The 13,281-nt window shown below is 70.2% G+C and carries 12 protein-coding genes and 1 riboswitch; of the genes, 6 read left to right on the forward strand and 6 right to left on the reverse strand.

Going from position 1 to position 13,281, the window contains the following annotated elements; genetic code table 11:
• Positions 1-58 precede the first annotated feature (58 nt).
• From BUR99_RS10185 to BUR99_RS10200, 4 genes are read right to left on the reverse strand one after another with little or no spacing between them, the layout of a single operon-like run.
• Positions 59-907, reverse strand: coding sequence for a class II fructose-bisphosphate aldolase (locus BUR99_RS10185; RefSeq protein ID WP_074260196.1), 849 nt, complete (start codon positions 905-907; stop codon positions 59-61).
• Positions 904-1,896, reverse strand: a complete 993-nt coding sequence (locus BUR99_RS10190) for a 1-phosphofructokinase family hexose kinase (protein WP_074260197.1) — start codon at positions 1,894-1,896, stop codon at positions 904-906. The genes BUR99_RS10185 and BUR99_RS10190 overlap by 4 nt, the downstream gene beginning before the upstream one ends.
• On the reverse strand, positions 1,893-2,867 hold the full coding sequence (locus tag BUR99_RS10195) for an ROK family protein (protein ID WP_074260198.1): 975 nt from the start codon (positions 2,865-2,867) through the stop codon (positions 1,893-1,895). The genes BUR99_RS10190 and BUR99_RS10195 overlap by 4 nt, the downstream gene beginning before the upstream one ends.
• Positions 2,867-3,736, reverse strand: coding sequence for an SIS domain-containing protein (locus tag BUR99_RS10200; protein ID WP_074260342.1), 870 nt, complete (start codon positions 3,734-3,736; stop codon positions 2,867-2,869). Before BUR99_RS10200 ends, BUR99_RS10195 begins: the two co-directional genes overlap by 1 nt.
• A 415-nt stretch (positions 3,737-4,151) precedes the next feature.
• On the opposite strand from BUR99_RS10200, the gene BUR99_RS10205 reads away from it, so the two are divergent.
• The 3 genes from BUR99_RS10205 to BUR99_RS10215 all read left to right on the forward strand — a co-directional run bounded on the left by BUR99_RS10205 (position 4,152) and on the right by BUR99_RS10215 (position 7,355).
• Complete coding sequence (locus BUR99_RS10205) at positions 4,152-5,396, forward strand: extracellular solute-binding protein (protein ID WP_074260199.1); 1,245 nt, start codon at positions 4,152-4,154, stop codon at positions 5,394-5,396.
• 61 nt (positions 5,397-5,457) lie between these two features.
• Positions 5,458-6,444, forward strand: coding sequence for a carbohydrate ABC transporter permease (locus BUR99_RS10210; protein WP_084183882.1), 987 nt, complete (start codon positions 5,458-5,460; stop codon positions 6,442-6,444).
• Between the two features lie 2 nt (positions 6,445-6,446).
• Positions 6,447-7,355 carry a carbohydrate ABC transporter permease gene (locus tag BUR99_RS10215; RefSeq protein ID WP_234980804.1) on the forward strand — a complete coding sequence of 303 codons (909 nt, stop codon included), beginning with the start codon at positions 6,447-6,449 and terminating at the stop codon, positions 7,353-7,355.
• Positions 7,356-7,429: 74 nt separating this feature from the next.
• Here BUR99_RS10215 and BUR99_RS10220 read toward each other — a convergent pair whose 3' ends face one another.
• Both BUR99_RS10220 and BUR99_RS10225 read right to left on the reverse strand, forming a co-directional pair.
• Positions 7,430-7,819 (reverse strand): VOC family protein, encoded by a 390-nt coding sequence (locus tag BUR99_RS10220; protein ID WP_074260200.1) that lies wholly within the window; start codon positions 7,817-7,819, stop codon positions 7,430-7,432.
• Between the two features lie 126 nt (positions 7,820-7,945).
• On the reverse strand, positions 7,946-9,592 hold the full coding sequence (locus BUR99_RS10225; RefSeq protein WP_084183883.1) for a beta-N-acetylhexosaminidase: 1,647 nt from the start codon (positions 9,590-9,592) through the stop codon (positions 7,946-7,948).
• 96 nt (positions 9,593-9,688) lie between these two features.
• Here BUR99_RS10225 and BUR99_RS10230 point away from each other — a divergent pair, with 96 nt between their 5' ends.
• The 3 genes from BUR99_RS10230 (at position 9,689) to BUR99_RS10240 (ending at position 13,227) form a co-directional block, all read left to right on the forward strand.
• Positions 9,689-10,864 (forward strand): hypothetical protein, encoded by a 1,176-nt coding sequence (locus BUR99_RS10230; protein ID WP_074260201.1) that lies wholly within the window; start codon positions 9,689-9,691, stop codon positions 10,862-10,864.
• Positions 10,865-10,910: 46 nt separating this feature from the next.
• Positions 10,911-10,991, forward strand: a riboswitch (ZMP/ZTP riboswitch).
• A gap of 68 nt (positions 10,992-11,059) precedes the next feature.
• The gene (glyA, locus tag BUR99_RS10235) at positions 11,060-12,334 is read left to right on the forward strand and encodes a serine hydroxymethyltransferase (RefSeq protein ID WP_275581110.1); all 1,275 of its coding nucleotides are present in this window, start codon (positions 11,060-11,062) and stop codon (positions 12,332-12,334) included.
• A gap of 8 nt (positions 12,335-12,342) precedes the next feature.
• Positions 12,343-13,227, forward strand: coding sequence for a bifunctional methylenetetrahydrofolate dehydrogenase/methenyltetrahydrofolate cyclohydrolase (locus tag BUR99_RS10240; RefSeq protein ID WP_074260203.1), 885 nt, complete (start codon positions 12,343-12,345; stop codon positions 13,225-13,227).
• Positions 13,228-13,281 lie beyond the last annotated feature (54 nt).

Consider the following 13,281-nt stretch of genomic DNA (forward strand, 5'->3'; position numbering starts at 1 on the left):
TCCTTCATTGCGATGAGGTCGAGCACGGCGCTCGGTCGTGTCGGAAGTTCCGGGCGAATCATCCGTTGGGGTCCTTCCCGGCGAAGAGACGGAGGAGGCGGGCCGCTTCAGCCTCGATGGCGTCTCGTCCGGCGGCGAGGTACTTGCGCGAGTCTACGACCGTCGGATGCTCGTCGAGGAATCTACGGATCGCGCCGGTGAACTGCGCGTTCAGGTGGGTCGAGACGTTGATCTTGACGAGCCCGGCGCGGATGCCGGCGACGATCGTCTCGTCGGGCACGCCCGACGAACCGTGCAGCACGAGGGGGACCGGCACCGCCGACCGAAGACGGGCGATGAGGTCGAGGTCGAGCGCCGCGACCCGTTCGGTCATCGCGTGCGATGAGCCGACGGCGACGGCGAGGGCTCCGACGCCGGTCTCGGCGACGAACTGCGCCGCCTCGGCGGGATCGGTGCGCACACCGGGTGCGTGAGCGCCGTCCTTGCCGCCGATCTCGCCGAGTTCGGCTTCGACGAGCACGCCGGTCGTCGCGGCATGCGCGACGACTCTGCGAGTGGTCTCGACGTTGTCGGCGAAGTCGAGCTTGGCGCCGTCGTACATGACCGACCCGAAGCCGTGGTCGATGGCGAGCAGCGCCAGCTCGGCGTCCTCGGCATGGTCGAGGTGCACGGCGACGGCAGCGGTCGAGGCCTCGGCTACGGCGAGGGTGGCGCGGGCGATCGGCTCGAAGCCGCCGTGGTAGCGGATCGCGTTCTCGGAGATCTGCAGGATCACGGGGAGCCCGGTGGACTCGGCCGCACGTACGAGTGCCTCGGCGGTCTCGAGGTGCAGCACGTTGAACGCGCCGACCGCGCGGCCCGTCGCGACGGCGTCGGTGAGGATGGCGCGAGTAGGGGTGAGGGTCATGCTGTCGCTTCCGGGTCGGAGGGGCCGGCGGTGCCGGTGCTGGTCGTGGTCACGTCGACTTCGAGTTCGAGGGCGACGTGTTCGGGCGAGAGGTCGCCCGCGAGCGGCATGAGCACGGCGGAGGCCGACCACGCGGTCGCGCGGCGGGCGAGGCGTGCACGTGCGTCGGCCGCGGCCGACGTGTCGGCGGCCAGATCGGGCCTCTCGGCCAGTGCCGCCGCGATCGCGGCGACCGCGGCATCGCCCGCACCGGTGGCGTTGCCGTGCAGCGTGCGGGGCAGTCGGGCGCGGATGCCGCCCGGAGCATCCGCCGACACGATCAGGAGACCCTCGGAGCCGAGGGAGGCGACGACGATGCCGGCGCCGAGGCCGAGCAGTGCGCGGGCGCCGGCGGCGGGGTCGTCGAGGCCGGTCTCGGCGCGGAGCTCTTCGGCGTTGGGCTTCAGCGCCGAGGCGCCGGCGCGGGCGGCCGCCAGCAGGCCGGGCCCGCTCGTGTCGACGATCACGGGCACGCCCGCAGCAACGAGCGAGGCGACCAGCTCTGCGAGTTCTTCGGGCCCGAAGCCGGTGGGCAGGCTCCCGCAGATCGCGACGGCGTCGGCGAGGCGGCCGAGCTCGAGCGCGCTCGCCGCGAAGGCGGCGACCTCGCCCGGCGCGAGCGCGGCGCCGCGTTCGTTCAGCACGCTCGTCTCGCCGACGGCTTCGTCGACGAGGGCGATGCTGCGTCGCGTCGCGCCGGTCACGGGGATCAGTCGATGCGGGATGCCGCTCGACGCGAGCTCCGCGGCGAACTCGGCGCCGACCGCGCCGCCGGTGGTCGTGAGTGCGAGCACGTCATGCCCCTCGGCGTGCAGCACGCGGGCGACGTTCAGCCCCTTGCCGCCCGCTCGCGCGGCGCCCGCATCGACCCGGTGCGTCTCGCCCGGCTGCAGGCGATCGACGTGCCAGGTGAGGTCGAGCGCCGGGTTCGGCGTCACGGTGAGGATCATGCGGAATCACCGTCGCGCCGCGCGCCGGCGAGGTCGCGAGCCGCGAGCGCCGTGCCGAGCAGGCCCGCGTCGTCGCCGAGTTCGGCGTGCACGAGCGCCGGCCGGCGGTGGAAGCTGAGCAGGGCGTCGAGTCGCGCCCCGAGCGGGCCGAAGAGCGCGGGGCCGGCCTGCGCCAGACCGCCGCCGATCACGACGGCCTCTGGTGCGAGGATCGCGACGAGCCTCGCGATCGCCTCCGCGAGCGCCTCGACGGCGTCGTCCCACACCCGGCGGGCGAGCGGGTCGCCCGCGGTGGCGGCATCGAGCACCTCGCGCGCGCCGCCGACGGGCGTGCCCGACGCGGCGGCATAGCGCCGGGCGATGGCGCCGGCGGACGCGATCGTTTCGAGGCATCCGATCGCACCACAGGGGCAGCGCTCGCCGAGCGGATCGGCGAGCGAATGACCGATCTCGCCGGCGAAGCCGCCGCCTGCATACGGACGGCCGCCGAGCACGAGCGCGCTCGCGATGCCCGTGCCGATCGCGAGCACGACGACATCGCCGTAGCCGCGAGCTGCACCGAGTCGGTGCTCGGCATCGCCGGCGGCGCGCACGTCGTGTCCGAAGGCGACCGGCAGGCCGAGCGCCGTCTCGGCGATCGAGCGGATCGGGGCGTCGCGCCAGCCGAGGTTCGAGGCGAACATGCCGATGCCGGCCAGCTCGTCGACGAGCCCCGGCACGCTGACGCCCGCGGCCACCGGCACGATGCCGGGCGCTGCGGCCAGGTGCTCGCGGGCGAGCACCGCGAGCGAGGCCACGATCGTGCCGGCGGGATCAGCGGAGTCGAGGGGCGTCGGCGTGCGGCGGAGGCCGAGCACCCGCCCCGACGCGTCGACGAGCGCCGACTTCGTGTCGGTGCCGCCGACGTCGAAGGCGAGCACCGCATGACCCGGGCCGAGCCGGGTCGCATCGGGGGTGGGGTGCGGGGCCATCACGCGTCGAGGATGACGGAGCGGGTGAGGTTGCGCGGCGCGTCTGGGTCGAGGCCCTTTGCGCGGGCACGGGCGAGCGAGACCCGCTGTGCGCGCACGAGCTCGGCCATCGGGTCGAGCGTGCCCGCCTCGAAGTGCGCGCCGGTCGCGGCGACGTCGCCCGCGAGGCCCTCGGGCGTCGGGCCGAACTGCCAGGTGACCCGGCCGGGAGCGGCGATCGCGATCGGTCCGTGGCGGTACTCCATCGACGGGTACGACTCGGTCCACGACTGCGATGCCTCGCGCATCTTCAGCGCCGCCTCGTGGGCGAGTCCGACCGACCAGCCGCGGCCGAGGAAGGTGTACTGCTCGGCGCCCGTCAGTTCAGGTGCGAGCTCTTCGGCGACCGCTCGCTCGGCGTCGGCGATCGCACCGCTCAGGTCTTCGCCGAGCGACGCGCGGAAGAGGGCGAGCGCGGTCGTGGCGAACCGGGTCTGCACGACCGACTGCTCGTCGGCGAACGGCAGCAGCACGGCTTCGTCGACGAGGCCCACGAGTGGAGAGGATGCATCGCCGATCACGCCGACGGTGCGCACGCGCCCGCGCAGGCCCTCGACGAGCTGCAGCACCTCGGTGGTCGTGCCCGACCGGGTGAGGGCGACGACGGCGTCGTAGCCGCGATCGACGAAGGCCTCGGATGCCGCGAAGGCGTCGGTCTCGCCGTGGCCGCCGGCCTCGCGGAGCCACGCGTACGACTGCGCGATGAACCAGGACGTGCCGCAGCCGACCACGGCGATGCGTGCGCCGCTGGCCGGGAGCAGCGCCTGCTCGGCGCGAAGCGACTCGGCCTTCGCCCACGTCTCGGGCTGCGAGTCGAGCTCGGCCGACATGTGCTCGGCGGGGGTGTGTGCGGTGGTCGAATGCTCGGTCAAGACGGCTCCAGACGGGTGTTCGGCGGCCGGCGCACGAGATCGGCGCCGACATGACTCCTCATGATTGCAGATGACTGCAATCGATGTCCAACGATCAGTCAAGCGATCGATTGGGCCCATTCGGCTGCATCCTTGAATTTGTGAGGGATCTGAACAAAATCTCATAACGAATCAGTTGCACGTCTTGACGGCTGATCCGCATCCGTCATAGATTTCGTGCGTCGAATGAACGAACATGATCGTTTGCTCGTCGAAACGTTCAGGAAACAGCACTCTGGCACCGTCGTCATGTGCGGATCCCCGAACACACGCACCGTCGCGCGAGGCTCCGTCCGGGCGTTGGTGCACCATCCACCACAGTGAGGAAGCATCCATGAAGAAGTCTCTGCGCCTCGGCACGGCCGTCGCGCTCGCCGCCACGGCGTCGCTCACGCTCGCATCCTGCGGCTTCGGCGGCGGTTCAGGCGAGGAAGCCGGTGGCAAGACCACGCTCGACCTGCTCGTGCCGAGCTACTCCGACAACACCCAGGGTCTGTGGGAAGACGTCATCGAGGGCTTCGAAGCCGAGAACACCGACATCGACGTCAAGCTCGAAGTGCAGTCGTGGGACAACCTCGAGACCGTCATCGCCACGAAGATCCAGGGCGGTGAGGCACCCGACATCTACAACGGCGGCCCCTTCGCCGGCTTCGCAGCCGACGAACTGCTCTACCCGGCCGAAGACGTCGTCTCGCCCGAGACGTTCAGCGACTTCCAGGAGTCGTTCATCGCGAACGCCGAGGTCGACGGCACGGCGTACGCGCTGCCGCTGATCGCATCGGCTCGCGCGCTGTTCGTCAACAACGCCCTGCTCGAGCAGGCCGGCGTCGCGGCGCCGCCCACCAACTGGGACGAGCTGCTCGATGCCGCGACGAAGGTCTCCGGCCTCGGCGGCGGCATCGCCGGCTACGGCATGCCCCTCGGCTCTGAAGAGGCGCAGGCCGAAGCGGCCGTGTGGCTCTGGGGCGGCGGCGGCACGTTCGGCGACGCCACCGAGATCACGGTCGACGACCCGGCGAACCTGCCCGGCGCCGACCAGATCAAGAAGATGATCGACGCGGGCGCCACCCAGGCCGACCCGGGCTCGACCGACCGTTCGCCGCTCATGGACATCTTCATCCAGGGCAAGATCGGCATGCAGGTCGGCCTCCCGCCGACCGTCGGCCAGATCGAGGAGAACAACCCCGAGCTCGACTACTCGATCGTCCCGATCCCCACGAAGGACGGCAGCCCCATGACGGTCGGCGTCATGGACCAGCTCATGGCCTTCCAGAACGACGGCGACAAGCAGGAAGCGATCACCAAGTTCCTCGACTACTACTACACGGCGGATGTCTACGTGCCGTGGGTGCAGACCGAGGGCTTCCTGCCCGTCACGAAGTCGGGTGCCGAGGAGCTCTCCTCCGAGGAGGCGCTCGCGCCGTTCCTCGAGGTGCTGCCCGACGCCCAGTTCTACCCGAGCACGAACCCCAAGTGGTCGGCGACGGATGCCGCGTTCAAGGCGCTGTTCGGACAGCTCCAGACGAAGCCCGCACAGGACGTGCTGACCGAGATCCAGGCGCAGGCCGACGCGGGCTGATCCCGCCCGCACGACCAGCAGTCCGTTCGCAACACCCGGAGGGATCGGTGACCACCGAACCATGAGCACCACATCCGATGCGTCACCGATCCAGGCGGGGGCGGCCGATGGCCGCCCCCGCCCCGGGCGCGGAACCCCCACCAAGGGCGATGCCGCGGGCCCCCGCCCCCGCGGCCGCGACCTGCTCCACGCGCTGCCGTGGATCGGCCCCGCCCTCATCCTCATCTTCGGCGTCGTGCTGTTCCCGGCCGTCGTCATGTTCTACAACTCGACCCGTGACATCTCCCAGAGCGGCGTCGACAAGGGCTCGGTCGGCCTCGACAACTACATCGAGGTCTTCAACTTCCCGTACTTCTGGCCGATCTTCGGCCGCACGATCGTCTGGGTCGTCGTGGTCGTCGCCGCGACGGTCATCATCTCGCTCGGCCTCGCGCAGATCCTCAACAAGGCGTTCCCCGGGCGGCGCATCGTGCGCCTCGCGGTGATCATCCCGTGGGCGGCCTCCGTGGTCATGACGACGATGGTCGTCTACTACGGCCTCGAGCCGTACTTCGGCATCATCAACAAGTTCCTCGTCGACATCGGCCTCGTCGACACTCCCGAGGGGTACGGCTGGACCCGCAACCCGGCGACCGCCTTCGCATGGTCGATCGTCGTCGCGATCTTCGTGTCCCTGCCGTTCACGACGTACACGATCCTCGCCGGACTCCAGACGGTGCCGGGCGAGGTGCTCGAGGCGGCCAAGATGGACGGCGCCGGGCCCATCCGCACCTACTGGGGGGTCGTGCTGCCGCAGCTGCGCAGCGCCCTCGCCGTCGCGGTGCTCATCAACATCATCAACGTCTTCAACTCGCTGCCGATCCTGAAGGTGATGACCGGGTCGATACCCGGCTACGACGCCGACACGATCATGACGATGATCTTCAAATACATCCAGAATCAGCACAAGGTCGACGTCGCCAGTGCGTTGTCGGTCGTCGCGTTCGTCATCGTCATCGTGATCGTCGCCGTCTACGTGCGCGTGGTCAAGCCCATGAAGGAGGTCTGATCGTGGCCGTCACCGCACCCGCGTTCGAGACGATCGCCCCACCCGCGGCATCCGCTCGCAAGCGCCGTTACACCGAGGACCAGGTGCCGCTCGGCAAGGTGCTGGTGCGCATGCTCGCCGGCTTCATCGTGCTCGCGATCTTCGTCCTCCCGTACGTCATCATGTTCTTCGGCTCGGTGAAGACGAAGGCGCAGATCCGCTCGGTCGACCCCACGTACCTCCCGACGGAGTGGCACTGGGAGAACTACATCAACATGTGGTCGACGCCCGAGACGCCGCTGCCGCAGAACCTGATCTCGACGATCGTGATCTCGGTCTTCGCGACGCTGATCGTGCTGCTCGTCGCGATGCCCGCGGCGTACTACACGGCGCGGTTCAAGTTCCCGTTCCGCATGGTGTTCCTCTTCCTCGTGATCGTCACGCAGATGCTGCAGCCGGCGGTGCTGACCTCGGGCCTGTTCCGCCAGTTCCTCGCGTTCGACATGATCGACACGTGGGCCGCGATGATCTTCATCAACGCCGCGTTCAACCTCTCGTTCGCCGTGTGGATCATGCACTCGTTCTTCGCCGGCATCCCGAAGGAGGTCGACGAGGCGGCGCAGATCGACGGCGCCGGCCGGCTGCGGGTGCTCTTCACGATCAGCCTGCCGCTCGTCTGGCCCGGCATCGTGACCGCGATCGTCTTCACCTTCGTGGCGTGCTGGAACGAGTTCGCGGCCTCGCTCGTGATCCTCTCCACCGCGGGCAACCAGCCGCTCTCCGTGGCGCTCACGAAGTTCGTCGGCCAGTACGAGACCTCGTGGCAGTACGTGTTCGGCGTCTCGATCGTCGCGATCGTGCCGGTGGTCATCCTCTTCATGATCATCGAGAAGCGCCTCGTCGGCGGCCTCACCGCGGGCAGCGTCAAGTAACCACCAGAACCAGCGGATGTCGCGGGTGCCGCCTGCCCCGCGGCATCCGCTTCACTGTGCCCGGTCGCGGGCGCTCAGGCCGCGTCGGGCGCCGTCGTCCACAGCCCGAGCACGTTGCCCTCGGTGTCGCGGAAGTAGCCGAAGTAGCCCATGCCCGGTATCGCGGTCTTCGCCTGCACGACTGCGCCGCCGAGGTCGACGATCCGCTCGAGTGCTGCGTCGATGTCGACGACATCGACGGTGATGATCGGCTTCGCGAGCTCGGCCGTGCGCTCGAACATGCCGCCGTTGATCGCTCCCGGCTCGAGCGGCAGCTGCGTCGCTTCGTCGACGGGCGTCGTGATCAGGGTCGAATACTGCATGTCGGGCACTGCGTCGATACGCCACTCGAACGCGTCCCGGTAGAACGCCTGCGCCCGCTCCTGGTCGTCTGCCGGGATCTCGAAATGCACCACTCCGGACATCGTCCGCCTCCACTCCGACGCACGGCATCTCCGTGCCGGCCAGGAGCCTAGCTCGCACGGCGAGGCTCCGGAAGGCGCCGGGGGACGCCTGGAATCCCGTGGCGAGTCGGTCGTGGCGTCCGCGTTCTACTCGACCCAGGGCACCCCGTCGACCTTGCGGTACTCGACCCCGAGGGCGTCGAGGTGCGTGCCGAGCGAGGCGAGCCGTGCGTGGAACGATGCCTCGTCGCGCGCTGCGCCCCCTGCGGGCGCCGGCGACCACGCGATCTCGGCGATCGCCGCGATGCGCGGGAACACCATGAACTCGAGCTCGGCCGAGGTGCCGAGGGTCTCGGTCCAGACGGGCGCCTCGACGCCGAGGATGTCGGCTGCTGCGAGGCCCGGCACGATGGACGTCGGCTCCCAGCCGTAGGCCTCCTCGAGCGTCGTCGGGCCGTCGGCCCACAGCTGCCCGAGCTTGCCGCCGTCGGGCCCCTCGGGGTCGTCGGAGTACTTCATGTCGAGGTAGGCGACATCTGCGGGGGAGAGGATGACGCTCCCGCCCTGCTCCACGAACGAGGTCGTGAGTTCGGCCGCATCGTCGCGCGGAGCGACGAAGTCCCAGTACTGCCCGACCGTGCCGGTCGGAAGCTCGCGAGACGAGCCCATCTCGTGCCACCCGATGACGGTTTTGCCGGTCGCGGCGCCGGCGGCGGTGATGCGCCGGACGAGGTCGAGGTAGTCGGCCTCCGAGGTGGCGAGCGACTCGTCGCCGCCGACGTGCAGCCACGGGCCGGGCGTCATCTCGGCGACCTCGCCCATGACGTCGGCGAGGAACCGGTCGGTCGCCTCGGCGCGCTCCGGCGATGCGCAGAGCGACGAGAAGCCGACCTCGATGCCCTCGTAGGGCTTCGGCGCGACCCCGTCGCAGTTCAGCTCGGGGTAGGCGCTGAGCGCCGCGTTCGTGTGTCCAGGCAGGTCGATCTCGGGCACGACGGTGACGAACCGCTCGGCGGCGTACTCGACGATGCGGCGGTAGTCGTCCTTCGTGTAGAAGCCGCCGCCCTCGCCTCCGGTCGAAGTCGATGCGCCGATGCCGGTGAGCTCGGGCCAGGCGTCGATCGCGAGCCGCCAGCCCTGGTCGTCGGTGAGGTGCAGGTGCAGCACGTTGAGCTTCAGCATGGCGATGCGGTCGATGTGGTCGAGCACCTCCTCGACCGGGAAGAAGTGGCGCGCGACGTCGAGCATCGACCCGCGGTAGGCGAAGCGCGGCGCGTCGGCGACGGATGCCGCGGGCACGGTCCATCCGCCGGCGGGCGCCGCCGAGGCATCCGCTCGCTCGATCTCGGCGGGCAGCAGTTGCCGCAGTGTCTGCGTGCCCCGGAAGAGCCCTGCTGCGGCCGGCGCCGCGATGCGGAGGCCGTCGGCGCCGCTCTCGAGCGTGTAGGCCTCCTCCCCGGTTCCGGCGTCGGCGTCGATGACGAGTGCGATGTCGGATGCCTCGGCATCGCCGCTCACCACCGGCAGGTCGAACCCGGTGGCGAGGCGAGCCTGTGCTGCGAAGGTCTCCGCCACCGAGCCGGCATCGCCGCTCGCGACGAAGCGGGTCTCGTCGGTGACGGTGAACGGCGTGCCGTGCGTGAGCTCGAACTGGACGGGGGCCGGGATGATGCCGGTCACGGCGTCTCCGTTCTCTTGGGTGGCGGTGCAGCCGCCGAGCGCGAGCACCGCGGCGACCAGGCTGGCGGTGATCAGGCCGACGGTGGTGGAGGTGGTGCGGATGCGACGTCGCATGCGTCCTCGTTCGTGGGAAGTCGTGCAGTCGGAAGTAAGGAGTCCTAACTCGTATCGTCGCATGAAACGGCGGCGAGCGGCAGTACGCTCGTGCGAATGACGACCGTGCTTCCCGTGCCGCACGACCGGTTGGACTTCACCGCGCTCGAAGCTCCGGTCGACCCCGCCGCGGTGCGGGCGTTCCGACAGGCGACGAAGGCATCGGGATCGCAGAACGCGACGACGGGTGTTCAGGCGATCACCACGGTGTTCGGCGTGGTGGTCGTGGTCGTCGTGTTCTTCGTGTTCGCGATCATCGGCACCGTGTTCGTCAGCCTGTTCCTCTCCTCGTTCGGGGGTGCGTTCAACGACGTGCCGGTCGTCCTGCTCCTCTTCCCGCTGTTCGTGGTCGCCGCGCTCGTGCTCGTCGTCGTCGCGATCGTGCGACGGGTGCGGCGGGGCAGCGACTGGCAGCGCTGGTACCGCCTCGACCGGTTCGCCGCGGCGAACGGGTTCGACTTCGCGGTGACCTCGCCGGATCCGCCCTATCCGGGCACCGTGTTCGGCCTCGGGAGGAACCGCACGAGCTACGACCGCCTGCGGTCGACGAGCGGCCGTTTCGCCGAACTCGGCTCGTATCGGTACACGACGGGCAGCGGCGACGACGAGCGCGTCTCGTCGTGGGGGTACATCGCCGTCGCGCTCGACCGGCCGGTGCCGCACATGCTCCTCGACGCCCGGGCCAACGACCGGGTGTTCAGCAGCCTGCCCTCGGCCTTCGCACGGAGCCAGGTGCTGAGCCTCGAGGGCGACTTCGACCGGCACTTCACACTGTACGCGCCGAGCGCGTACGAGCGCGACGCCCTCTACGTCTTCACCCCCGACCTCATGGCGCTCCTGATCGACGAGGCCGCGGGGTGGGACGTCGAGCTCGTCGACCGCTGGCTCTTCCTCTACGCCCCCGATCCCATCGACTCCGCCGACGTCGGAGCGTGGCGCCGGGCGTTCCGCGCCGCCGACCTGGTCGGGGCGAAGGTGGTCTCGCGAACGCAGCGGTACGCCGACGAGCGGTCGGGCGGCGATGCGCACCAGGCGTCCGACGCGCCAGAGGCATCCGTCGCACCCGAGGCATCCGCTGCATTCCTCGGCCAGGCGGCGCCGCCGCGCCCGGGCGAACCGACGATCGCGCCGGGTGGGCGGCGCCTGCGCGGCGGCATCCGATGGGCGAGCATCGCGGGCGTCGTCGGCGTGATCGTCTGGTGGATCTTCGTGACCCGGCTGACCGGACGCTGATCCCGCTCGCCGCCCCGTCGGCATCGGGGCGCATCCGTTGCTAAGCTTCGAGGGTCGCGACTGGCGTTGAGATGGATACCATCGGGGAGCGACTGGCACGGACCGACCGCACGCCTGGGCCGGTACGCATACCTCGGCGCTGGCGCGCGCGAGGCAGCACCCCACGTAGGTCCGTTTGTCATGAAGGAGCCACTCTTGGCCGAGTCCGTTTTCAATGCGCCGCTTTCCGAAGTCGACCCCGAGATCGCTGAAGTTCTCGAACTCGAACTCGGTCGCCAGCGCGACTACCTCGAGATGATCGCGAGCGAGAACTTCGTTCCCGTCTCCGTTCTGCAGTCGCAGGGCAGTGTGCTCACCAACAAGTACGCAGAGGGCTACCCCGGTCGCCGCTACTACGGCGGCTGCGAGTACGTCGACGTCGCCGAGTCGCTCGCGATCGAGCGGGCGAAGTCGCTCTTCGGCGCCGAGTACGCCAACGTGCAGCCGCACTCGGGTGCGACCGCGAACGCGGCCGTGCTCTCGGCGATCGCCACGCCCGGCGACACGATCCTCGGCCTCGAGCTCGCGCACGGCGGCCACCTCACGCACGGCATGAAGCTGAACTTCTCGGGCAAGCTCTACAACGCCGTCTCGTACGGCGTCGACCCCGAGACGTTCCTCGTCGACATGAACGTCGTGCGCGACAAGGCCCTCGAGCACAAGCCGCAGGTCATCATCGCCGGCTGGTCGGCCTACCCCCGCCACCTCGACTTCGCCGCGTTCCGCGCGATCGCCGACGAGGTCGGCGCGAAGCTCTGGGTCGACATGGCGCACTTCGCCGGCCTCGTCGCCGCGGGCCTGCACCCGAGCCCCGTGCCCTACGCCGACGTCGTCTCCTCGACCGTGCACAAGACGATCGGCGGCCCCCGCTCGGGCTTCATCGTCTCGCGGGACATGGAGCTCGCGAAGAAGCTCAACTCCAACGTCTTCCCCGGCCAGCAGGGCGGCCCGCTCATGCACGTGATCGCGGCGAAGGCCACGGCGTTCAAGATCGCGGCATCCGAGGAGTTCAAGAACCGTCAGGAGCGCACCATCCGCGGCGCGCAGATCCTCGCGGCCCGCCTCACCGCCGACGACTCGCGTGCAGCGGGCGTCGACGTGCTGACGGGCGGCACCGACGTGCACCTCGTGCTCGCCGACCTCCGCAACTCGAAGATCGACGGCCAGCAGGCCGAAGACCTCCTGCACGCGGCGCTCATCACGGTGAACCGCAACTCGGTGCCGTTCGACCCGCGCCCGCCGATGGTCACCTCGGGCCTGCGCATCGGCACGCCCGCGCTCGCGACCCGCGGCTTCGGCGACGCCGAGTTCACCGAGGTCGCCGACATCATCGCGCTGGCGCTCCAGGGCGAAGCGGATGTCGCGTCGCTCCGTTCGCGCGTCGAAGCCCTCACGGCGGCGTTCCCGCTGTACCCGGGCCTCGCGCAGTAGGGAATCCCATGACCGCGATCACCCTCGACGGCGTCGCCACCGCGACGGCCGTCAAGTCCGAACTCGCCTCGCGCATCCAGCTGCTGAAGGCGCATGGCGTCGTGCCGGGCCTCGGCACGCTCCTCGTGGGCGACGACCCGGGTTCGCGGTCGTACGTCGCGGGCAAGCACCGCGACTGCGCCGAGGTGGGCATCGAGTCGATCCGCATCGACCTGCCCGCCTCGGCCACCACGGCCGACGTGCGCGCCGCGATCCGCGACCTCAACGCGGCGCATGAGGTCACGGGCTACATCGTGCAGCTCCCGCTGCCGGCGGGTCACGACGAGAACGCGATGCTCGAGCTCATCGACCCCGACAAGGACGCCGACGGTCTGCACCCGACGAACCTCGGCCGGCTCGTGCTCGGCATCGAGGGGGAGCTGCAGTCGCCGCTGCCGTGCACGCCCGCCGGCATCGTCGAGATGCTGCGTCGCTACGACGTGCCGATCCGGGGGCGCCACGTCACCGTGATCGGCCGTGGCCTCACCGTCGGCCGCCCGCTCGGGCTGCTGTTCACCCGCAAGGGACTCGACGCCACCGTCACGCTCACGCACTCGCGCACGGAAGACCTCGCGGCCGAAGTGCGCCGGGCCGACATCGTCGTGGCCGCCGTCGGCGTGCCGCACCTCGTGCAGGCCGACTGGATCAAGCCCGGCGCCGCCGTGCTCGACGTCGGCATCACGCGCGTGCAGGATGAAGACACGGGCAAGGGCAAGCTCACGGGCGATGTCGACCCGGCCGTCGCCGAGGTCGCGGGCCACCTCTCGCCGAACCCCGGCGGGGTGGGCCCGATGACCCGCGCGATGCTGCTCGCCAACGTCGTCAAGGCCGCGGAGCAGCGCCTGCACCGCTAGTCGATCTGCCGGTCGCCCGGTGTTCACCATGTGTGCACCGGGCGGCTGCCTTGC

This window comes from Agromyces cerinus subsp. cerinus, from assembly GCF_900142065.1.
In the GTDB taxonomy this organism is placed as follows: Bacteria; Actinomycetota; Actinomycetes; order Actinomycetales; family Microbacteriaceae; genus Agromyces; species Agromyces cerinus.

Coding starts and splice junctions, on each gene's coding strand:
- BUR99_RS10185 (WP_074260196.1), bottom strand. CDS start 907: ATGACCCTCACCCCTACTCGCGCCATCCTCACCGACGCCGTCGCGACG.
- BUR99_RS10190 (WP_074260197.1), bottom strand. CDS start 1,896: ATGATCCTCACCGTGACGCCGAACCCGGCGCTCGACCTCACCTGGCAC.
- BUR99_RS10195 (WP_074260198.1), bottom strand. CDS start 2,867: ATGGCCCCGCACCCCACCCCCGATGCGACCCGGCTCGGCCCGGGTCAT.
- BUR99_RS10200 (WP_074260342.1), bottom strand. CDS start 3,736: ATGTCGGCCGAGCTCGACTCGCAGCCCGAGACGTGGGCGAAGGCCGAG.
- BUR99_RS10205 (WP_074260199.1), top strand. CDS start 4,152: ATGAAGAAGTCTCTGCGCCTCGGCACGGCCGTCGCGCTCGCCGCCACG.
- BUR99_RS10210 (WP_084183882.1), top strand. CDS start 5,458: ATGAGCACCACATCCGATGCGTCACCGATCCAGGCGGGGGCGGCCGAT.
- BUR99_RS10220 (WP_074260200.1), bottom strand. CDS start 7,819: ATGTCCGGAGTGGTGCATTTCGAGATCCCGGCAGACGACCAGGAGCGG.
- BUR99_RS10225 (WP_084183883.1), bottom strand. CDS start 9,592: ATGCGACGTCGCATCCGCACCACCTCCACCACCGTCGGCCTGATCACC.
- BUR99_RS10230 (WP_074260201.1), top strand. CDS start 9,689: ATGACGACCGTGCTTCCCGTGCCGCACGACCGGTTGGACTTCACCGCG.
- BUR99_RS10240 (WP_074260203.1), top strand. CDS start 12,343: ATGACCGCGATCACCCTCGACGGCGTCGCCACCGCGACGGCCGTCAAG.